We start from the raw sequence: 20,287 nt of genomic DNA, 5'->3' as shown, positions 1-20,287 counted from the left end.
TCGCTCACCAAGCCCCTCCCTCACGGAGGGGCTTTTTTATGTCGGTTCGTTACATCGCAAACAGATAGGCCTTCATCGCCTTGAGACGCACGGTGGCGGCACCGATGATGTCGATAAAGCCAAGCAGCGGATGAGGTTTATGTGCCGAAATCCAGGCTGAGCCGGTTGCCCCAATTGGCAAGTCCACACCGTCCGGCACCAGCATGTCGAGCACCACTGTCCGGCCATGGCTCGACATGTTGTTGCCCACATGCTGCCGTACATCCTGATCCCCCTGCGCAACACTCATCTGGGCCTCCCCCGTACCAGTAAGTACTGAGTGCACTCGTGCCCGAAAGATGCGCCCGGGATAGGCATCTACATAAAACTCGGCAAACTGGCCTGGTGCTATGTTGCGAAAACTCTGATCCGGAATGCGAAACTCCAGAAACTTGCGAGAAGTGTCGTATAGGTGCATGTTGCCGGTACGGGAACCGCTGGCAATATTGACTATCGAGACCTGACCATCAAACGGAGCCCTGATCACCTTCTCTTCATTCCGTCGCTCCTGCAAGGCCAGCTCTGTCTCCAGATTCAGCACCTGAGCTTCAATCGCCTGAACCTTCGCTTCACTGGCACTCAGTTGCGCCAGATCGCCATCAATTTGGGTCTGCAGCTGGTCACGGCTCTGAATACTGGCAAAGTTACCCAACTGGGTCAGCCGAGCCAATTCCTTGTGATTGAGGTTCAGTCGTGACTGGATCGCTCGCTGCTGGCTTACCTCTGACGCCACCTGGGCATGCTGGGCGTCAATCTGATAGCTCAACGCCTGAGCCTTACCGTTACTCTCCCAGTCCGCAAGACTATAAATGGGCTGACCACGCGCAACGCGCTGATTATGCGCAACATAAATCTGATCTATCTGATGAAACTGGTTGATGCCTAGTAATGGTCCCAACACCGCATGAGGTGCCTTGACCGTCGCCGAATCGGTAAAATCCACCGGAGCCAAATGGCGAGAGGTAGTCAACAAACCAAGCGCCAATAACGCGCCAATTGCGGTACTCCAAAAACCCGTTTTTAGGTTCCAAGGCAATATGTTCAGCTTGACCAGCAACCAGACGATCAGGATATAGGGCAGCAGGATCTCTTTCATGATGCCTCCCCCTCATGACGGCCACGTCGAATACCATGGCCGATAATAAGGCTCATCCGCTCGCTCAGCACATCCCAACGGGCAAAAGCGATGATGACGGCAAGCACCCACCAGGTCTTGTCGATAAACAGTCCGCACAAGGAGAGTGCAAACACCAGGGTGATATGCACCGACTCAGACACCTTGGCACGATGCACAGCGATCTCATGCAGTTGCCACAGCAGATAGACCAGATAGAGGACCACATAGAGAGAGATCACAGTAATCACCCCCATAAAGATCTCGGAATCAAGCAGTACCATGATGGCTGGCAAAGCATGGTTGAACCTGGTCGCCTCAATTGGATAGATGTGGGCACCTTTCGAGAAGAAGACAACCAAAGCGACCGTGACCAATATAAACGTCAGGCGCCAAAGCCACCGCGCTAACGCAGAGGTTGATTGTGATGACATTTGATGTTGTTCCTTGAGTAACGGATGAGCAAACAAGTGGACCTCACGAGCCACCCAGCTAATAACGCGCCGGATCGGCGCGACGGGCAGGGTGGAGAAGCCCCCAATCAGTGAAGGCTTGCAAGGCTCACAACTCAGAACTGGTGTTGCACACCGATGTTGAAGAAGTTCAGGTAGCTGTTGTTGTAGCTGCCGGACAAGTGCGGGCGACCGATCCCGTCCTGATCCACTGGCATATCACCCAGCCAGGCCAGGGTATAGCTGGCTTCCACCTTGGTGGCTGGGCTCAACTGATAACTGGCCCCCAGACCCCAGCGCCAACCAGAACCCACTGGAAGCATCACAGTACGGTACTCATCACTCACTGCACTACTGTCATAGCCGATTCCGCTGCTCAAACGCAGTGCAGGGGTGACATCAACCTGTGCCCCCAGGCTGGCATGCCATGTATCCTTGTAATTCATATCAATGGTTTGGCTGCCCATGGCAGATGCTACACCGATATCGCCAAAACGGGACCACTGCTGCCAGTTGGCACTGGCCAGCAAGGCCCACTGGTCGTTGAGCTGGTGATAGCCACTTAGCGTAATGGTCTGCGGAATCATGATCTCGACCCCTAGACCTGCCACATCAGCACGTGGGAAGAGCTGATCTTCCAGCTCCCACTTCAGTTCGGAGAAGTAGCTCAGGCCGATACGGGAGTGCTGATCCAGCTCGTAAAGTACCCCGAAGGAGGTGCCATACGCCCAGTCGCTGTTGGAGAATTCCCGACCTTCCCCCATCCCGGACGTCAGATCCACAGAGGCTTCCAGCGAACCATTCATGGCGATCAGGCTGGCTCCCACCGACCAATTTGAGTCAATGCGGTACGCCAGACTCGGAGCAAAGGCGATGCCGGTCAGCTTGGCCGACTGGGTATAACCACGACCATCCCAGCCATCGCCATAATCGATACCCAGACCGTGACTGCCAAAGACGCCGATACCTGCGACCCATTGATCGTCGATGGCATGAGTCAGATAGAGGCTGCCGAGCGGCGCGGTCTGCAGGGCATTTCCACCGTTGTTACCGCCGTTGTCCAGATCCAGCTCAAGGTCGCCGTATACCACACCGCCATTGACCTGCAACTGGGTACCTTCCAGTTTGGTCATACCGGCCGGGTTACTTGCGATAGTATCTGCCCCTTGGGCACGGGCGGCAGACCCTGCGTTGGCCAGCGCACTGTTGGCAGTGCTGGTCTCGTAGAGGGCAAGGCCGCCAGCCATGGCTGATGGACTCAGCAAAGCGGCAAGCATCAGCGACAACAGTCGTGGCTGCATTTCAATACTCCTGAATAGTGAACATGGTGAGCACCCGGCAAGGTGTGCTGCTCAAAAACACGGTTTGACTCTTTGATTGTCAGCATCCGGGAGACCTGCGGCTTTATACTGCTCGCTCATGGCGTCACGGGATGGATGAGGTCGGCAAGCACTCCTGCCGCAATCATTTATGCCGGAGCAAAAGAGTGAACCATCACGCCATCGTGGTAACTGACAGGGGGCATCCTAACGGGATGAGGGGCATGCTTCATTAGGGTTGGGCATACGCAATGGTTAAGCATTGCTTAAATATCCTCCCCCCAACACAGCACCTCTATGACATCACCGGCGCCATTGACCTTCACCTCGTGGCAAGGTTTACAGTCCCGCCATCTGCTCCCGAAGGATGCCCGGATTGTCACTCACCCAGCTTGCTGCAAGATTGCCCTCTGTTGCTCTGGCCCGGCTATTGCTGGCGCTGCTGCTCGTCTGCAATCTGACCCTCTGCATCAGCTGGCATGGTTCTCCCCTCTCCTCCGAGCCGACCCCAAACAGCGCCCAGTCGATGGTGATGTTCGATTCATCCATGGCGATGGTGGATGGCGATATCTCTCATACAATGCCCGCTATGGATCACCCGGGCGATGTCATGCCCCTCTCCTGCCATCAGGGAGACAAGGGGTCAGCCATGGGCGATGAGTGCCAGATGCAGACCGGCGTCAACGCTCTCTCCTTCGGCGCGATGGCTCTGCTTGGGGTACTGGTCACCGTGCTGATCTTTCCCTTGCTGTCAGGCAGTCCCCTCGCCAGTTCGCTGCTAGACAACTGGTTGCGAGATCCCTTCCTGCGATCGCGCGGCACTCACCCTCCCTCCTGGCCGCGCCGACATCTGATGCTGTCGGTGTTACGCCACTAGAAAGTCCTTCTCTTGCGGCACAGGCAAGCTTTAACTTGCCCGTTTCCTGCCGCCTTGCCTTGACCCTGTGCCCCGGCCAAACCGGTCCGCTCACAGGGAGCCGTGCGCACTGATACAGCTGCGCCCCGTTTGCCGCCAGCCCCTTTGGTGATGCCTTGCACCTCACCCGACCGGCGGCCTGCAAAAGAGAAGACGTATTATGTCACCAGCCCACTTTTCACCGTCCAAGGTTGCTGCCTTTGCGGGCGCATTACCCTCCTGCACTTTCTGCATGCAGATCCGCGCCGGAGGCCAGTCATGAACAAGACCGTCCTGATGTCGGCCCTGCTACTTGCCCTTGGAGCTGGTGGCGGCTACTGGGCCGCCAAACAGACCTCCGATGGCGCAAGTGTCAAAGAGAAGACGCCCCTTTACTGGGTCAACCCCATGGATCCCCGCGACAAGCGCGATGCCCCTGCCAAGGACAACATGGGGATGGACTTTATCCCCGTCTATGAGGAACAAAAAAACGGCTCGCCGGGCACAGTCACCATCAGCCCCGAGATCCAGCAGAACCTGGGGGTGCGACTGGCTAAGGTCGAGCGACTGCCTATCCACCAGCAGATCGAGACGGTGGGCTATGTCGGGTATGACGAGGATCAGCTGGAGGCGATCAACGCCCGCATGGCGGGCTGGATCCGCACCCTCGCCATCAAGAGTGAAGGGCAGCAGGTGAGCAAGGGGAGCCTTATTTACGAGCTCTACGCACCGGATCTGGTCAACGCCCAGCACGAATACCTGCTCGCTCTCAACACCGCCAACCCCCTGCTGCTGCGCGCCGCCGAGGGCAAGCTCAAGTCCCTGCAGGTACCGGCAGATCAAATCTCAGTCCTCAAGCGCACCCGTCAGGTGCGCGAAACCATCAGCATTTACGCCCCCAGCAGCGGTTATGTCTCCGAGCTCAAGGTGCGCGAGGGCCAGTATGTTGAGCCCGCTGCGGCGCTCTTTAACATCAGCACCCTCAAGCAGGTGTGGGTCAGTGCCGAGGTGTTCGAGCGCCAGGCCGCCCAGCTGAAAGTGGGGGATCCGGTCACCATGACCCTCGACTATGCCCCCGGCCGCAGCTGGCAAGGTAAGGTGGATTACCTCTATCCGACCCTCGATGCCGCTACTCGCACCCTCAAGGTGCGGCTGCGCTTTGACAACCCGGACGAGTTTTTGAAACCCAATATGTTTGCCAAGGTGAGCATTCGCACCGGGCAGGGAGAGCCGCAATTGGTGGTGCCGAGCGAAGCGGTAATCCGCACCGGCAGTCAGGATCGGCTGGTGCTGGCGTTGGGGGATGGCAACTTCAAGTCGGTCGCCGTCACTCTCGGCCCCCAGTTTGGCGACAAGGTTGCCATCAAGGCAGGGGTAGAGGCTGGGGATAACATCGTCAGCTCGGCCCAGTTCCTGCTCGACTCCGAGTCGGCCATCGATTCGGACTTCCAGCGCATGACGGCGGTGCGCCCCGCTCAGGTGTGGACCCAGGGCGAGGTTGAAAGCATCGATCAGGCCAACCGAACCCTGATGGTCTCCCACCAGCCCATCCCCGAGTGGCAGTGGCCCGCCATGGAGATGGAGTTCACCGTCGCCGACGGGGTCGATATCAGCAAGCTGGTCGAGGGGCAGACCCTGCACCTGCAGGTAATGCAGGAGGGGGAGGAGTACCGCATCACCACCATCCATCAGGAGAAGGCCCCGACCAGCGGCCATGCTCTTGAGCAGGCAAAAGATGAGATGGAAGGGATGGGCCATAGCCAGCACAATATGGGAGCCAAGCCATGATCCCCTCGATTATTCGCTGGTCAATCGGCAACCGCTTTCTGGTGCTGTTATTGACCCTCATGCTCACCGCCTGGGGACTCTGGTCAGTGAAGCAAACCCCGGTGGATGCACTGCCGGATCTCTCCGACGTGCAGGTGATCATCAAGACCACCTACCCGGGGCAGGCGCCCCAGGTGGTGGAGGATCAGGTCACCTACCCGCTTACTACCGCCATGCTGGCGGTGCCGGGGGCGACCACGGTACGCGGCTACTCCTTCTTCGGCGACTCCTTCGTCTATGTGCTGTTTGACGACAACACCGACCTCTACTGGGCCCGCGCCCGGGTACTGGAGTATTTGAGCCAGGTGGCCCCCAATCTGCCCACCTCCGCCCGCCCCCAGCTCGGCCCCGATGCCACCGGGGTGGGTTGGGTCTACCAGTACGCGCTAGTGGACAGAACCGGCAAGCACGACCTCAGCCAGCTCACCTCCCTGCAGAACTGGTTCCTCAAGTACGAGCTACAGACGGTGGAGGGGGTCTCCGAGGTCGCTACAGTCGGTGGCATGGTGCGCCAGTATCAGGTGCGGGTCGATCCGGACAAGCTGCGCGCCTACGGCATCCCGCTCTCCCTTATCGAGACCGCCATCAAACAGGGCAATCAGGAGACCGGCGCCTCCGTCATAGAGATGGCGGAAGCGGAGTATATGGTGCGCTCCAATGGCTATCTGAAAAGCGTCGGGGACCTGAAGCAGATCCCGCTCGGCACCACGGTACGCGGCGCCCCGCTGCTGCTGGGGGATGTGGCAGATGTTGTCACCGGTCCCCAGATGCGGCGCGGCATTGCCGAGCTCAACGGCGAAGGGGAAGTGGTGGGCGGCATCATCGTCATGCGCTACGGCGAGAATGCCCAGCACACCATTGATGGGGTCAAGGCGCGGCTGGCGGAGCTGAAAAGCAGCCTGCCAGAGGGGGTGGAAGTGGTCACCGTCTACGACCGATCCGACCTTATCCAGCGCGCTATCGACAACCTCTCCGGCAAGCTGCTGGAGGAGTTTGCCGTGGTGGTGCTGGTCTGCCTCGCCTTCCTGTTCCACCTGCGCTCGTCGCTGGTGGTGGTCATCACCCTGCCCATCGCTATTCTGGTGGCCTTTATCGTGATGCATCTGCAGGGGATCAACGCCAACATCATGTCGCTGGGGGGCATCGCCATCGCCATCGGCGCCATGGTGGATGGCGCCATCGTGATGATCGAGAACGTCCACAAACACATGGAGCGGGAGGCGCTCACCGACAAGAACCGCTGGCGCATCATCACAGAGGCGAGCATCGAAGTGGGGCCTGCCATCTTCTTCTCCCTGCTCATCATCACCATCAGCTTCCTGCCGGTATTTGCGCTGGAGGCGCAGGAGGGGCGGATGTTCCATCCCCTCGCCTACACCAAGACCTATGCCATGGCGGCGGCTGCCGCGCTCGCCATCACGCTGGTGCCGGTGATCATGGGTTACTTCATCCGTGGCAAGGTGCTGGCGGAGCAGGCCAACCCGCTGAACCGTGGCTTAAGCCAGGCATATGTGCCGCTGCTCAAAGCCGTGCTGGCCCGTCCGAAAACCACTCTGGCTGTCGCCGCCGTGGTGACGGTGGCGGGCTTCTGGCCGCTCAAGTACCTGGGCTCCGAGTTCATTCCGCCGCTCGATGAGGGGGACATCATGTATATGCCTACCACCGCAGCCAATATCTCGGTGGGCAAGGCGCGGGAGATCTTGCAGCAGACCGACAAGCTCATTCGCACCGTGCCCGAGGTGCAGAACGTGTTCGGCAAGGCGGGGCGCGCCGAAACCGCCACCGACCCCGCCGATCTGGTGATGATGGAGACCAGCATCCAGCTCAAGCCCCGCGATCAGTGGCGCCCCGGCATGACCCCGGAGAAGCTCAAAGAGGAGCTCGACTCCCTTATCCGCTTCCCCGGCCTCACCAACGCCTGGGTGCCCCCCATCAAGACCCGCATCGACATGCTGGCCACCGGTATCAAGACCCCGGTCGGCATCAAGATAGCGGGGCCGGATCTCAAGGTGATCCAGCAGCTCGGCCAACAGCTTGAGCAAATCGTCGGCAAGGTGGAGGGCGCCTCATCGGTCTACGCCGAGCGGGTGGCGGGTGGGCGTTACGTCAAGGTGGACATCGACCGGCTCAAAGCGGCCCGTTACGGCCTCAACATTGCCGATGTGCAGGCGGTGCTCGCCACCGCAGTGGGCGGCATGGAGGTGGGCCAGACCATCGAGGGGCGCGAGCGCTACCCCATCAACCTGCGCTACCCCCAGAGCTATCGCGACTCGGTAGCCAGCCTCGAGCTGCTGCCGCTGGTGACCCCGAGCGGGGCGCGCATCGCGCTGGCGGACGTGGCCCGGGTTTACATCAGCGATGAGGCCCCCATGCTGCGCAGTGAAAACGCGCGCCTCAACGGTTGGGTCTACGTCGATATTCGCGGTCGCGATATCGGCTCCTTCGTCGATGAGGCCAAGGCCGAAGTGGGCAAGCAGCTGGTGCTGCCGGCGGGCTACGCCCTCACCTGGTCCGGCCAATACGAGTACATGGAGCGGGCCAAGGCGCGCCTCGCCTACGTGGTACCGCTCACGGTCGCCATTATCGTGCTGCTGCTCTATCTGGCGTTTCGCCGCTTCCAGGAGGTGCTGCTCATTCTCACTACCTTGCCGCTGGCAGTGGTAGGCGGGATCTGGACCCTCTGGCTGCTCGATTTCAACCTCTCGGTGGCGGTCGGAGTGGGCTTTATCGCTCTGGCCGGGGTAGCGGTGGAGACCGGCGTCCTGATGCTGGTCTACCTCAACCACGCCTGGGATGACCTCATTGCCAGCGGCAAACCGGACCAGACGGGCCTGCACCGGGCGGTGATCCACGGCGCCGCCCTGCGCCTGCGCCCCAAGATGATGACGGTGGTGACCATCATCGCTGGCCTGTTGCCCATCATGTGGAGCCACGGCACCGGCTCCGAGGTGATGCAGCGCATCGCCGCCCCCATGATCGGCGGCATGGTGAGCGCGCTGGTGCTGACCCTCTTGGTGCTGCCAGCGGCCTATTACCTGTGGCGCAGTCGCAGCCTTGGCAAGGGCGCGAACCCGCAATCCGAATAACCCGATTTCACGATCCATATTGACTGAACGATAAGGAAACCATCATGAACTACAAGACACTGACCCTGACATTGCTGCTTGGCCTTGCCACCCACACCAGCCTGCAAGCCGAAGAGATGATGCACCATGAAGGGCACGATATGAGTCAGATGGGTGAGATGAGCGAACAGGCCGCAATGGTGATGACCAAGGGGGTCATTACCCGCCTCGATGAGGAGAGCGGCAAGGTCGGCATCAAGCATGAGGCGATCGACAACCTCAAGATGCCCCCCATGACCATGGTGTTTCGAGTGGCCGAACCGGCCCAGCTCAAAGGGCTCAAGGTGGGGGATGCCATCCACTTTCATGCCGAAAGCCAAGGCGGCAAGCTCACCGTGACAGCCATCAAGCCGCAATAAACCGCTCTGGCTCGCCGAAGAGGTCACGACAGATAGCGACAACGCAAGAGGGAGGCATCAGCCTCCCTCTTCTTTTGATCAACCTGTTCGTGTGGTCAACCTCTGGCGCGCGATAGCACTCAGCTGCGGGTTGCCAGCAACTGCTCCACATCCTCGATCACCTTGAGGGCCGCCTGCGGGCCACCGCTGGAGGTCCAGAGCGACCCGTCCACGGCGCCAAAGCGCTTGGCCTTGATCACCGGCAACTGCTGGAACGCCGGGGTCTGCTCCGCCTGACGCATGGCATCCACCGCATCACCGGTAGCGCTCAGGGTACCGACCACCAGCCAGTCAGCATCCAGCAGGTTGAGGGACTCCAGACTCAGCGCCGGTGAGTGGGGTGCGCCAGTACCCTGCTGCTTGCTTGGGCGTACCAGCCCCATCGACTCCACTACGCTGCTGGCAAAGGTGCCCTGATACATAAAGCTCGGCCCCTTGGGGTTCCAGCGCACTATGCTGATGCTCTCCCCCTGATACTTGGCCAGCTTGCTGCGGGCCTGAGTCAACCGCTCGGCATACTGCAGCAAGAAAGTATCCCCTTGCTGGTCGCGGTTAAGGGTGTGAGCGGTGCGGCGGAAGCTATCCTGCCACGGCTCACCCCACTTGCTGGTCACCACGGTCGGCGCGATCTCTCCCAGCAAGGTCAGCAGCTCGGGACGGGTCTGGCCGGTCAGGATAAGGTCGGGCTCCAGCGCAATCAGCGACTCCAGATTGGGGCTGTCGAGATCGCCGATCACCTGGATACCCATATCCGCCTTGTTCAGCAAGTAGCGGGGCAAGGTAGGCTGACCACGGCCATTGACGGCGCCGATGGGGGTCAGCCCCAGAGTCAGGGTGCTATCGAGTTCAAGCTCGCTCAGCACCACCACCCGCGTTGGCTGGACTGGCACCTGCACCTTCTGGCCAAACGCATCGGTCACTTCACGCATCTCCTGCGCCTGAACCAGCGGCGCGGCCAGCATCAGGATGGCTGCTGCCAGGGCGGCAAAACGCTTCATCATCTCACTCCTTCTCGTTGCACGGCACGGATAATCGGCCGCGTGAATACACTCGGTGGGCCAACAGAGCAGGCCCATATGACTCAACTCACCGAACGCAGGGAACGGCCATGTTCGTGACGACGGGGCACGATAATGGGCGCCCCGTCGCCGGGGGCATGCAGAATGTCGACACTGGTCTGGTAGAGCCGGTCGATCAGGGACTTGGTTACCACCTCCCGGGCCGAGCCCATGGCGGCAATCTCGCCATTGCCGATGGCGATCAGCTCGTCACAGTAGCGGGCCGCCATCGCCAGATCGTGGATCACCAGCAGCACGGTTTTGCCCTCAGCGGTGATGCGATGGATTGCCTCCATCACCTCGGTCTGGTGACCGATATCGAGGGCACTGGTGGGCTCATCGAGCAACACCATGTCGCTATCCTGCGCCAGGATCATCGCCAGCCACGCCCGCTGTGCCTGCCCGCCGGAGAGGGACGCTGCGCTCTGCTGCCAGATGCTTTCAAGCTGCATCCGCTCGCAGGCAATACGCACCATGCGGGCATCTTCCTCACCCCACTGATTGAACCAGCCCTGATGAGGGTGGCGGCCATACTGCACCAACTGCTCCACCAGAATGCCGGCAGGCAGGGTCGGCCGCTGGGGCAGATAGGCGAGCTCCCGCGCCAGCCCCTTCATGGGGTAGCTGGCAAGCGGCTTGCCTTTGAGCAGGATCTCGCCGCGTTGGGCTTTCATCTGGCCGGATAACAGCTTGAGCAGGGTCGATTTGCCGCAGCCGTTGGGGCCGACGATCCCCACCAGCTTGCCTCTCGGCACGCTGAAGGAGATGTCCCGCAGGATGGGAGTCTGCTGATAGGCGAAGTGGAGGCGATTTACGGTGAGCGTCATCAGTCAGCCCTCTGGCGATCGTTAACGAGAAGAAACAGCAGCAACAGGCCACCGAGAATGCGGGTCATGATGCCGGTCGCCACCTCGTGGGGACTGGCCAGCACCCGAACCAGGGTATCGCTGGCGAGCAGCAACAGGGCGCCGCTGAGTGCCGCCAGCCAGAGCGGCACCACCCGGTCTTTCACCAGCCAGGAGGCAAGAATGGGGGCCGCCATGGCGATAAAGACCACGGGACCGCCGATGGCGGTGCCGAGCGCCGCCACCAGAATGGCTTGGGCCAGAATGCCCAGTTGCACCCGATCGCCGTTGACGCCAAGCCCTCTGGCCATCTCGGGACCAAAGCGCAGCACCGCCAGCGCACGGGAGAGATAGACGATCCAGGGGCAGAGCAGCAGCAACAGGATGGCGATGGGGGTGATGGTGCTGTACCCCACGGCGATAAAGCTGCCCATATTCCACAGATAGAGGGAGCTCAGGTGCAGCAAAGCCTGGGTGGACATCACAAACTGGCCGAGCGCCTCGAACAGCTCGGAGAGGCCGATGCCGATCACCACGAACAGATAGCCCTGCTCACCCGGTTTGCGGCAGAGGGCATAGAGCACCAGCGCCGCGAAGATAGCGCCGATGGGGGCAGCCCACCAGGGCCAGCTGCCAACCGTCAGGTAGAGGGAGAAGACGATGATGGCCAGAGAGGCCCCGTTGTTGACCCCCACCATGTCGGGTGTGGCCAGCCGGTTGCGAACCAGCGTCTGCACCAGACAGCCCGAGAGCCCCATGGCCGCTCCCGCCACCACCACCCCAAGGATGCGCGGCAACCGGATCTTGAACAGAGTGAGCTGCTCAAGCCGCGTCCCCTCCCCCAGCAGGGTGTTGACCACCCCGGCAAAACCGAGCTTGCCGCCGCCAACGCTCAGGGCCAGCAGAGCCAGCGCCAGCAGCACCACGGCCAGCAGAGCCAGCCAGCGCCAGCTCGGCAGATGGATCAGCAAAGAGCGGTTGCCGGCCCGCAGGCAGAGCATATCGGTAGGTGTACGCATCAGCCCCTCACTTGACGGTCAGCAGGGTACGAAAGCCCCCGCGGTGAACGATGGCGATCAGTACAGGCGCGCCAATCAGGGCCAGAATGACCCCGTTGGGCAGCTCGAACGGCTGGATCAGCCAGCGCGCCAGAATATCGGCCAACAGCAGAAACAGCATGCCGAACAGGGCGGAGAAACAGACCTGCACCGACAGCTTCACCGGCTCTACCAGTCGGCCACAGTAGGCGGCCAGAAAGCCGACAAAGCCGATGGGGCCGGCGATGGCGATGGCACTCGCGGTAAACAGGGTAGCGGCCACCAGCACGCCAATTCGCACCCGGTTTGGGCGGATCCCGAGCGCTTGGGCCTGACTGTCCCCCATCTGCATCAGGGTCAGCTGGCGACAGAGCAGCAGGGTGATGACAAACGCCGCCAGCACGAAGGGCAGCACGGCGATGATGGCATCGAGATTGGCCGCCGACAGGGAGCCGAGGTTCCAGAAGCGGTACTGCTCCAGCACCATCTTGTTGGAGAGCAGCAGAAAGCTGGAGAGACCGCCGAAGGTGGCGGAGAGCGCCACCCCGACCAGAATAAGCTTCAGCGGATTGGAGCGGCCAATCATCATGCCTAGCCCCAGCACAATCACGTTGCCGAGCAGCGCGCCGAGGCCGGCCCAGAGCAGATAGCCGTAGGCGGACTCCACCCCGAACCAGGTGAGCCCCACCACCAGCGCAAAGACGGCCCCGGCGTTGACGCCGAGCAGGCCGGGCTCCGCCAGCGGGTTGCGGGTCGCGCTCTGCAACAAGGAGGCAGCCAGAGATAAAGAGGCGCCGACCACCATGGCACAGAGGGTGCGCGGCAGTCGCAAGGTTTTGAGCACCATGGCGAGCTTCTCGTCACTCGCCCAAGGCGCGTCACCCATCAGGTAGCCAAGCACCTCGCGGGCACCATAGACGCCCGCACCGGTGGCGAGCGAGAGAGAAAGCAGTACGAACAGGAGGAAAAATCCCAGCCAAAACAGCGAGGTCTGGTCTCTAAACACCCTTTAACTCCTTATGGTGGCAATGCGCATGTTGTTGACATACATGTGGTTGAAATAAAAGCCTTCACCCGAGGTGATACCGTGGCAACAACGGAAGCCCGCCAGTGCGGGCTCCCGCTCAGCCACTACATCTTGTAGGCCACACCGGCATAGACAGTGCGCCCGTCGAGGATCTGATCGGCCTCGGTGGCAACCCAGTCACGCTTGGTATTGGTCAGGTTGTTGAGCCCGAACTTCAGATCCAGTGCCCGAGTGGCGTTCCAGACTGCCCCGATATCCAGGGTGTGGAATCCGGCGGTGGTCTCATAGGTGGTGCCGCTCATGCGCGGAACCGGAAGGATCTGGCTACCGGTGTAGTTCCAGCCGAGCTGGGTACTCAGGCTCTCGATGACCTGCCACTCCAGCTTGGCGTTGGCGGTATGCTCCGGCGTCCGATAGAGATCCTTGCCGCTGGTCTTGTCCTCCGCGTCGATCAGGGTGACGTTGCTGGAGAGGGTCAGGGCATCGGTAATATCAAACCAACCACTCAGCTCCACCCCCTTGATGCGGGCCTTGCTGACGTTCTGATAGGTCATCACCGCCGGACGCCAGGTGGCGGTCCATGCCTCGCTCTGGATCTTGTCCTTGATATCGTTGTGGAAGGCGGTAACCCCGGCGCCCCAGAACGAACCATCATAGGCGGTGCCCAGCTCGTAGCTGACGGCGGTTTCCGGTTTCAGATCCGGGTTGCCCACTACGGCGCAGCGACCGCGACAGGCGGCTACCGCATAATCCGGGTTGGACTGGGCAATAGTCGGCGCCTTGAACGCCTTGCCAATGCCGCCCTTGACCACCCAGTTGTCCGTCAGGCTGTAGAGGGCATAACCACGGGGGCTGAACTCGGTGCCATAGGTCTCGTGGTGATCGACCCGGCCACTCAGGGTCAACGCCAGATCGCCAAAGCCAAACTCATCCTGCAGATAGAGCGCGCTCTGGTTGACGCTGACATCGCCCCCCTTGAGGTTGACGTTATGCTTGAGTTCGGTGATGCGGTACTCGGCACCGCTGGTCAGCAGGTGGCTGCCCAGATTACCGCTCAGCTGGCCATCGAAGGTGTGGTTGGTCTGGCTCACATCGCCGCTGGTCTTGCTCAGCGCCGTCATCAGTTCGGAGTCGTCAAACAGGTCAACCTGCTCGAAGGCATAGCCGACCCGGCTGTCGAACTGATCCCAACGGCCGACGTGAGTGGCATTGAGCCCCAGTCGCTCCATCTGCTGGATATTGCGCGGCGTCTGGCCGTAGTTGTTCCAGTGGGCCTCCCGATCGTCTTTGGCGTAGTTCATCCCTACATCCAGATCCTGACGATCATCGATCAACCATTTGACGTTGGAGAGGATCCCCAGCTTTTCACGCTGCTCGATGGCATCGGCCTTGGGGTTGATGCTCTGCTCGCTCTGCCAGACATCCCGGTGATTCCCTTCTACCACCAGGTTGGCCAGCAGCTTGTTGTCGATCAGCGCCCCGCCCACATAGGCGCTCGCCTTGTTGATAGTCCCGCCGTGACCATCGGTGGGATCGCTGAAGGTATAGGTGGCCGCCGCTTCGGTCTTCTCCCCGGGTTGGCGCAAGATGACATTGACCACCCCACCCAGCGCATCGGCACCGTAGAGGGAGGAGATTGGGCCACGGATCACTTCGATACGCTCGATGGCCGCAATGGGGATGGCGGAGAGATCGAAATCATTGCCATAACCGGAGGTAAGAGCATCGCGGGAGCTGATTCGCCGGCCATTGACCAGCAACAGGGTGTAATCTCCCTCCAGCCCGCGCAACTTGATCTCGCTGCGGCCGTAGCTGGTTGCAGGGCTGATATTGACCCCCGGCAACTGTTTCAGAGCGCCGGTCAGATCATTGACATTGAGCTTGTCGAGCTCGGCCCGAGTCACCACAGAGACGCTGGCCGGGGCGGTCAGCTCGCTGTGCCGGGTTTTACTCGCCGTCACCACCATAGTTTCATGAGCGGCGACAGGCGCAGTCCCTTGGGCCAGAACTGGCAGGGCAAAAAGGGACAACACCAGCGGATGCACTGCAAATCGTCGGGATGATGTACGCATCATCAACACTCCACATAAAACAACCAAGGCCAACACCACCGACATCCCTGTCTGACCTCGCCAGACCCGGTGCAAAGTGATGGAGTTCATTGGCATGAACAGTCGTCCATGCCCCATCACCCCGAACATCAGTGCATCACGGCAGGCCCTGCGTTGTGCTATGCCACTCGCAGCCATCAATAACAAAAGCGCCGTACCGACTGACATCGGGACGGCGCAATACTAAATGCAAATCATTTTTATTTGCAAGAGTGAATCAGGTATTCTTTCGCATCCGCTTAATTATCCATCACATCATGACGGGTCTGGTGATAGGCCTCTTCACTCTTGCCCCGACGCCAGTACGGCACGGCGTAGAGCGACTGGCGATCCACCTCAAGCACGGAACGAAAATGGCGGCGCAGCGGCAGCACCAGCGCCTCCTCCCCACCCAGCCAGAAGAAGCCACCATCGCGCACCAGCGGCAGAGCAATCACATGCTCCAGCAGGCCACTGGACTCGGGCTCGCCGACAAACCAGTGACAGCGCAACCCGACCGGCAGCGTCAACGGCTGAGCATCGGCCTGATCCGGCACCAGAATCGCAATTTCCCCTCTGGCCCCGGCAGGCATCACCTCACACATCGCCATGATGGCGGGCAAGGCGGTGAGATCCCCCACCAGGCAGTAGTGATCGGCCGGTTGCAGCATGGGGTTGGGGCCACCCGGCCCGGAGAGGATCACCTTCTCTCCCGGCTTGGCATGGGTAGCAAAGGCGCTGGCGGGCCCGCCTTCACCGTGCAGCACGAAGTCGATATCAATTTCCTGCTCATCACGGCGAAACGCGCGGATGGTGTAGGTGCGGATCACCGGCTTGTCCGCCGGGTCACTCCAGCGCGGGCCGCTCGAGGTCATGGCAGGCAGCACCGGCTCTACCTGATGGGGCTGGGCCAGCATCACCTTGATATGGGCTCCACCGCAAGTAAAGGGATAGTCAGCCAACTCGCTGCCACCAAAGGTGATGCGACGCAAATGGGGGGTGATCTGGGTAATGGCTTTGACAGCCAGCAGACGGGGGCGATTGGGAGGCAGAGATGGGGACACGATGGGGCTCCTCGTTGAGTGTGTCGCCCATGCTACACGCAAATAGGAATTACTATCAAATAAGATTGTTTCTCGTCTAATAGCTACAAGCTGGATTCAAACATCCCCAACCACTCGCGTCCACACCCCAATCCAGACATAGGCTTTATGCACGCTAGCTCCATGATTGGGCAAAGAAAGCAGCCGGACAACGCCACAGTTACAAAGGGTTCCATTTGCTTATTTCGACCATAGTTTTTCGAGATCAAATTTTATTTCCCAATAAGTTTCCTATCCTTAGTGAAGCAGTTAATGTAAGCACAGGATGCCAAACAGGATTGTATGATGGATGACCAGATCCTGATTATTGATGATGACGATCTCTCCCTCCCCGACGCACAGCAAGCGGGCTGGAAGGTGATGATTGTTGACGATGAGCCTGAAGTGCATCGCATCACCAAAATCACCTTGAATAAATTCGAGTTTGACAATCGCCCCATCGATTTTCTGCATGCCTATTCCGCGGCGCAGGCCAAGGAGTTGCTGGCCACCACCCCGGACGTTGCTCTGTTGCTGCTGGACGTGGTGATGGAGGTCGACCACGCCGGCCTTGATGTCGTCAAATACGTCCGTGAAGATCTGCAAAACAAGATGGTACGCATCGTGTTGCGTACCGGCCAACCCGGCCAGGCGCCGGAAGATGACGTGGTCACCAACTACGACATCAACGACTACAAGGATAAAACCGAGCTCACCTCCCAGAAGCTGCGCACCCTGCTACGGGCCAGCCTGCGCTCATATCGGGATATTCGCACCCTGGAGAGTAACCGCCAGGGGCTGGAAAAAGTCATCGAAGCCTCCAAGGGGATCTTTGAGAAAAGGGCCTTGCGCCAGTTTGTCGAAGGCGCCCAGGAGCAGCTCAGCGCCTTGCTCCATCTGGGGGAAACCCAGATATACGACGTCAAGCAATACGCCTATGAGGTGAAGGATCAAGTATTGGAGCCCCTGCTCCCCGGCCATCCCGCCATGCTCCTCACGGACGCGCCGGAGATCCTGCGCCAGGCTATGAGCAAGCGCAGCAATGTCTATAACGCCACTCAGATGGTGCTCTACTGCCAGAATCCGCGCCACCACCTGCTGTTCCACATCGAGACCACCCGCCAGCTCAGCCAGATCGATACCAGTCTGCTGACCCTGTTTACCGAAAACATCATAGTGGCGCTGGAGAATATCCGGCTCAATGAGGTGATCGCCGACAACCAGCGGGAGATCATCTATCGCATCGGCGAACTGGTCGAAACCCGTTCAAAAGAGTCAGGGCTGCACGTCAAGCGGGTCGCGCTCTATACCGAACAGTTCTGCCACCTGATGGGCATGAGCGAAGAGCAGAGCGAGCTGGTGAAACGTGCCTCGCCGCTCCATGACATTGGCAAGGTGGGAATTCCCGATGCCATCTTGCACAAGCCGGGCAAGCTGACACCGGAGGAGTGGGAGATCATGAAAACCCACGCCCAGCTCGGGCAGGATATGCTCTCCGGCAGCGATCTGGCGCTGTTTCAGATTGGTGCCACCATCGCTGGCAATCACCATGAGAAATGGAATGGCAGTGGCTATCCCCGTGGTCTGAAGGGGGCCGATATTCCGCTGGAGGGGCGGATTGTGGCGCTGGCTGACGTGTTCGATGCTCTGGGTTCGGATCGCTGCTACAAGAAGGCGTGGCCGCTGGACAAGGTGCTGGCCCTGATTGAAGAGGAGAAGGGGCAGCATTTCGACCCCCAGCTGGTCGAGCTGATGATGGCCAATCTGGACAAGTTCCTCGAGATCCGCGAGCAGAACAAGGATGTCTATATCGGCGAACACTGATAGCCAGCTTGTTCTGTTTATGAACTAAAAAAAACCGCCCTGCTTATCAGGGCGGTTTTTTATCTCTGACATCACGCCACTTCAGTACGAGGGTTACTGCTCTGGCAGATTGAGATCCAGCTTGGCAGCAGGTTGTCCGGCTTGCTGATTCTCGGCCTGCGCAGCGACCAGAGCACGCTTCAGGGCACGCCGTTTTTGTATCACCACAAACCCGACCCCACCCAATACCGCCAGCAGCACACCACCACCCGCCAATGCCCAGATCAGCCAGCCCATTTCCTCCTCTGCCGGAGCTCCATGGGTCGCCTCGGCACTGGAGGCCGGTGCGGCGGCCGACACCACCTCTACAGGAGGCGGCGGTGGCGGGAATACATTGAAGGTTTTCACCGGCAACTCGATTTTCAGCTCACGGCCGAGGCGAGTGGTACCATAGAGGGTTGCTTTCACCTCATGCTGACCGACCTCCTTGATGATGGAGAGATCGATATCAAGCTTGGGGTCGCTGGCGGTCTCGCTGAACTCGTAGAGGCCGCCCACATTGCTGGTCACACTCCCCTTGACCACCACGGAAGCGGGATCCAGCTCATCACGGTCGATTAGCAGTGAGAGCTTGGCACCCAGCTCATCCGAAGGCGGCGACAAGTTATAGCTGAACGGATAGGGGTAAAGCAGCACATCCTGATAACGGGCACGGACAAACACCTGATTGCCCGTGCTGAACATTGCGCGGTACTTGCCACCGGGAATATCCTGCAGCGTCACTTCCGCCGTCATGATGCCATCGCCTGGCACCTCATCTAGCCCCTTGCCATCATCGCGATAGTGGCCAAGTACTTGATCCAGCACGACCTCTTTCTTATCGGCATCGCTGAACGATTGCAGCTTGACGGTCATGCCAAGATCAGAGAGATAGTATTTATCTTTCGGCGGCTTACCATTGATCAGCAACCACGCCTTGAGCTTGACCACCTCCCCCTGATAGAGCTGCATCGGCAGGGCGGCGATATCGAGCCGGATATCGGAGAGAATGCGCACCCGGTTGTCGGGATCCACCTCGCCAATCGCCTGCCAGGGGCCCGGCATGGGATTGCGCAGGGTAATGAGATCATGCTCCGGCAGCGCCAGCCAACCCACATCTGCGGGTTTGACCTTGCCCACGTAAAGCTTGCTGCCATCGGGGCGAACCAGGATCACGGACGGGGTGCCCGGCTTGCGCTTGATAATGAAGGTTATCTCCTTAACCCCATAATCGATGCGAAAGCGGTTATCCAGCAGCGGGATGTCGGAGGGAGCAAACACTTCGGTCGCCGTTGCCCCCAGCGAGAGCAACAGCAGCAGACCGGCACACCACTTGCTCATTGCCGCCACAGACAACTTCCTCCCTTCTTCTGTACCAGATCCAGTCTCGCCTCGTGCAGGGCCTGAACCTCGGTGCTGGCACGCACCACCTTGAGGGCGGGTCGGTTGTTCTCTAACCGGCGAATGCTGGTGTCCTGATTGTTTTCGTTTTCGTTGCTCTCGGTGGCCAGATTGAGTTTGGTCTGGCCGCCGGTCATCAGCAGGTAGACGTCCGCCAGGATCTCCGCATCGAGCAGAGCCCCGTGCAGGGTACGGTGGGAGTTGTCGATACCGTAACGATCGCAGAGCACATCCAGGTTGTTGCGCTTGCCGGGGAAGAGATCCCGCGCCATCGCCAGGGTATCTGTGATGGTGCAGATATCCGCCGTCTTGAAGTTGAGTCCGAGCTTGCTGAACTCGTAGTCCATGAAGCTCACGTCAAACGGCGCGTTGTGAGCGATCAGTTCGGCGCCACGGATGAACTCGAGGAATTCGTCGGCAATCTGGCTGAACGACGGTTTGTCACGCAGAAACTCGTCTGTGATACCGTGCACCTGGATCGCTTCCGGGTCAACCAGACGATCAGGCTTGATATAGACGTGATAGTGGTTACCAGTCAGCTTGCGGTTGATCACCTCCACACAGCCGATTTCGATAATGCGGTGCCCCAGATAGACAGGGCCGCCCGCCGTATTCATACCTGTGGTTTCAGTATCCAGAATGATCTGGCGATTCAGTTGGGGTGTGTTCATGATCCAATCTATGTCAAACTTCGGCTTTACTTACTCGCTAGTTTACCCCAAGCCTCATGTTAAAA

16 protein-coding genes are annotated in these 20,287 nt (G+C 59.9%); 5 read left to right on the top strand and 11 right to left on the bottom strand.

Annotated features, from left to right (window positions below; genetic code table 11):
• Positions 1 to 49: 49 nt before the first annotated feature.
• From ACTG2T_RS17055 to ACTG2T_RS17045, 3 genes are all read right to left on the bottom strand, one after another.
• Entirely contained in the window at positions 50 to 1,135 is a 1,086-nt protein-coding gene (locus ACTG2T_RS17055) for an HlyD family secretion protein (protein ID WP_005353238.1), read from the bottom strand.
• Positions 1,132 to 1,437 (bottom strand): hypothetical protein, encoded by a 306-nt coding sequence (locus ACTG2T_RS17050; protein WP_330124824.1) that lies wholly within the window; start codon positions 1,435 to 1,437, stop codon positions 1,132 to 1,134. Before ACTG2T_RS17050 ends, ACTG2T_RS17055 begins: the two co-directional genes overlap by 4 nt.
• A gap of 284 nt (positions 1,438 to 1,721) precedes the next feature.
• Entirely contained in the window at positions 1,722 to 2,906 is a 1,185-nt protein-coding gene (locus ACTG2T_RS17045) for an OmpP1/FadL family transporter (protein ID WP_330124823.1), read from the bottom strand.
• Positions 2,907 to 3,300: 394 nt separating this feature from the next.
• Between ACTG2T_RS17045 and ACTG2T_RS17040 the strand changes: the two genes are divergently transcribed.
• The 4 genes from ACTG2T_RS17040 (at position 3,301) to ACTG2T_RS17025 (ending at position 9,130) form a co-directional block, all read left to right on the top strand.
• Entirely contained in the window at positions 3,301 to 3,801 is a 501-nt protein-coding gene (locus ACTG2T_RS17040) for a hypothetical protein (RefSeq protein ID WP_330124822.1), read from the top strand.
• Between the two features lie 297 nt (positions 3,802 to 4,098).
• Positions 4,099 to 5,607 carry an efflux RND transporter periplasmic adaptor subunit gene (locus ACTG2T_RS17035; RefSeq protein WP_330124821.1) on the top strand — a complete coding sequence of 503 codons (1,509 nt, stop codon included), beginning with the start codon at positions 4,099 to 4,101 and terminating at the stop codon, positions 5,605 to 5,607.
• A complete protein-coding gene (locus ACTG2T_RS17030; RefSeq protein WP_330124820.1) occupies positions 5,604 to 8,732 on the top strand; it encodes an efflux RND transporter permease subunit in 3,129 nt (1,042 codons plus the stop codon). The genes ACTG2T_RS17035 and ACTG2T_RS17030 overlap by 4 nt, the downstream gene beginning before the upstream one ends.
• A gap of 44 nt (positions 8,733 to 8,776) precedes the next feature.
• Complete coding sequence (locus tag ACTG2T_RS17025) at positions 8,777 to 9,130, top strand: copper-binding protein (protein WP_042018794.1); 354 nt, start codon at positions 8,777 to 8,779, stop codon at positions 9,128 to 9,130.
• A 119-nt stretch (positions 9,131 to 9,249) separates the two neighbouring features.
• Here the strand turns inward: ACTG2T_RS17025 and ACTG2T_RS17020 are convergent, their stop codons facing one another.
• The 6 genes from ACTG2T_RS17020 to ACTG2T_RS16995 form a co-directional block, all read right to left on the bottom strand.
• Positions 9,250 to 10,167: an iron-siderophore ABC transporter substrate-binding protein gene (locus ACTG2T_RS17020; protein ID WP_330124861.1), complete on the bottom strand. Its 918-nt coding sequence runs from the start codon at positions 10,165 to 10,167 to the stop codon at positions 9,250 to 9,252.
• Positions 10,168 to 10,250: 83 nt separating this feature from the next.
• Complete coding sequence (locus tag ACTG2T_RS17015; RefSeq protein ID WP_330124819.1) at positions 10,251 to 11,054, bottom strand: ABC transporter ATP-binding protein; 804 nt, start codon at positions 11,052 to 11,054, stop codon at positions 10,251 to 10,253.
• Positions 11,054 to 12,091 (bottom strand): FecCD family ABC transporter permease, encoded by a 1,038-nt coding sequence (locus tag ACTG2T_RS17010; RefSeq protein WP_231719633.1) that lies wholly within the window; start codon positions 12,089 to 12,091, stop codon positions 11,054 to 11,056. The genes ACTG2T_RS17015 and ACTG2T_RS17010 overlap by 1 nt, the downstream gene beginning before the upstream one ends.
• Before the next feature lie 7 nt (positions 12,092 to 12,098).
• Positions 12,099 to 13,115, bottom strand: a complete 1,017-nt coding sequence (locus ACTG2T_RS17005; protein WP_330124818.1) for a FecCD family ABC transporter permease — start codon at positions 13,113 to 13,115, stop codon at positions 12,099 to 12,101.
• Positions 13,116 to 13,240: 125 nt separating this feature from the next.
• On the bottom strand, positions 13,241 to 15,208 hold the full coding sequence (locus ACTG2T_RS17000; protein WP_330124860.1) for a TonB-dependent receptor domain-containing protein: 1,968 nt from the start codon (positions 15,206 to 15,208) through the stop codon (positions 13,241 to 13,243).
• A 278-nt stretch (positions 15,209 to 15,486) separates the two neighbouring features.
• Positions 15,487 to 16,290: a siderophore-interacting protein gene (locus ACTG2T_RS16995; protein ID WP_330124817.1), complete on the bottom strand. Its 804-nt coding sequence runs from the start codon at positions 16,288 to 16,290 to the stop codon at positions 15,487 to 15,489.
• A 324-nt stretch (positions 16,291 to 16,614) separates the two neighbouring features.
• Here ACTG2T_RS16995 and ACTG2T_RS16990 point away from each other — a divergent pair, with 324 nt between their 5' ends.
• A complete protein-coding gene (locus ACTG2T_RS16990) occupies positions 16,615 to 18,132 on the top strand; it encodes an HD domain-containing phosphohydrolase (RefSeq protein WP_005361714.1) in 1,518 nt (505 codons plus the stop codon).
• Between the two features lie 93 nt (positions 18,133 to 18,225).
• Here ACTG2T_RS16990 and ACTG2T_RS16985 read toward each other — a convergent pair whose 3' ends face one another.
• Together ACTG2T_RS16985 and dnaQ are read right to left on the bottom strand one after the other, a co-directional pair.
• Positions 18,226 to 19,491, bottom strand: coding sequence for a TIGR03503 family protein (locus tag ACTG2T_RS16985; RefSeq protein WP_330124859.1), 1,266 nt, complete (start codon positions 19,489 to 19,491; stop codon positions 18,226 to 18,228).
• Positions 19,488 to 20,222: a DNA polymerase III subunit epsilon gene (dnaQ, locus tag ACTG2T_RS16980; RefSeq protein WP_110302430.1), complete on the bottom strand. Its 735-nt coding sequence runs from the start codon at positions 20,220 to 20,222 to the stop codon at positions 19,488 to 19,490. The genes ACTG2T_RS16985 and dnaQ overlap by 4 nt, the downstream gene beginning before the upstream one ends.
• Positions 20,223 to 20,287: the final 65 nt, after the last annotated feature.

This window comes from Aeromonas sp. 75A, assembly GCF_051919425.1.
Taxonomy (GTDB): domain Bacteria; phylum Pseudomonadota; class Gammaproteobacteria; order Enterobacterales; family Aeromonadaceae; genus Aeromonas; species Aeromonas veronii.
Note: the sequence above shows the minus strand (reverse complement) of the source record. Positions and strands in the feature narration are given on the sequence as shown.

Bases quoted from the DNA above. Each gene is read 5' to 3' on its own strand.
- ACTG2T_RS17055 (WP_005353238.1), bottom strand. From the start codon at position 1,135: ATGAAAGAGATCCTGCTGCCCTATATCCTGATCGTCTGGTTGCTGGTC.
- ACTG2T_RS17050 (WP_330124824.1), bottom strand. From the start codon at position 1,437: ATGGTACTGCTTGATTCCGAGATCTTTATGGGGGTGATTACTGTGATC.
- ACTG2T_RS17045 (WP_330124823.1), bottom strand. From the start codon at position 2,906: ATGCAGCCACGACTGTTGTCGCTGATGCTTGCCGCTTTGCTGAGTCCA.
- ACTG2T_RS17035 (WP_330124821.1), top strand. From the start codon at position 4,099: ATGAACAAGACCGTCCTGATGTCGGCCCTGCTACTTGCCCTTGGAGCT.
- ACTG2T_RS17030 (WP_330124820.1), top strand. From the start codon at position 5,604: ATGATCCCCTCGATTATTCGCTGGTCAATCGGCAACCGCTTTCTGGTG.
- ACTG2T_RS17025 (WP_042018794.1), top strand. From the start codon at position 8,777: ATGAACTACAAGACACTGACCCTGACATTGCTGCTTGGCCTTGCCACC.
- ACTG2T_RS17020 (WP_330124861.1), bottom strand. From the start codon at position 10,167: ATGAAGCGTTTTGCCGCCCTGGCAGCAGCCATCCTGATGCTGGCCGCG.
- ACTG2T_RS17015 (WP_330124819.1), bottom strand. From the start codon at position 11,054: ATGACGCTCACCGTAAATCGCCTCCACTTCGCCTATCAGCAGACTCCC.
- ACTG2T_RS17010 (WP_231719633.1), bottom strand. From the start codon at position 12,091: ATGCGTACACCTACCGATATGCTCTGCCTGCGGGCCGGCAACCGCTCT.
- ACTG2T_RS17000 (WP_330124860.1), bottom strand. From the start codon at position 15,208: ATGCGTACATCATCCCGACGATTTGCAGTGCATCCGCTGGTGTTGTCC.
- ACTG2T_RS16990 (WP_005361714.1), top strand. From the start codon at position 16,615: ATGGATGACCAGATCCTGATTATTGATGATGACGATCTCTCCCTCCCC.
- ACTG2T_RS16985 (WP_330124859.1), bottom strand. From the start codon at position 19,491: ATGAGCAAGTGGTGTGCCGGTCTGCTGCTGTTGCTCTCGCTGGGGGCA.
- dnaQ (WP_110302430.1), bottom strand. From the start codon at position 20,222: ATGAACACACCCCAACTGAATCGCCAGATCATTCTGGATACTGAAACC.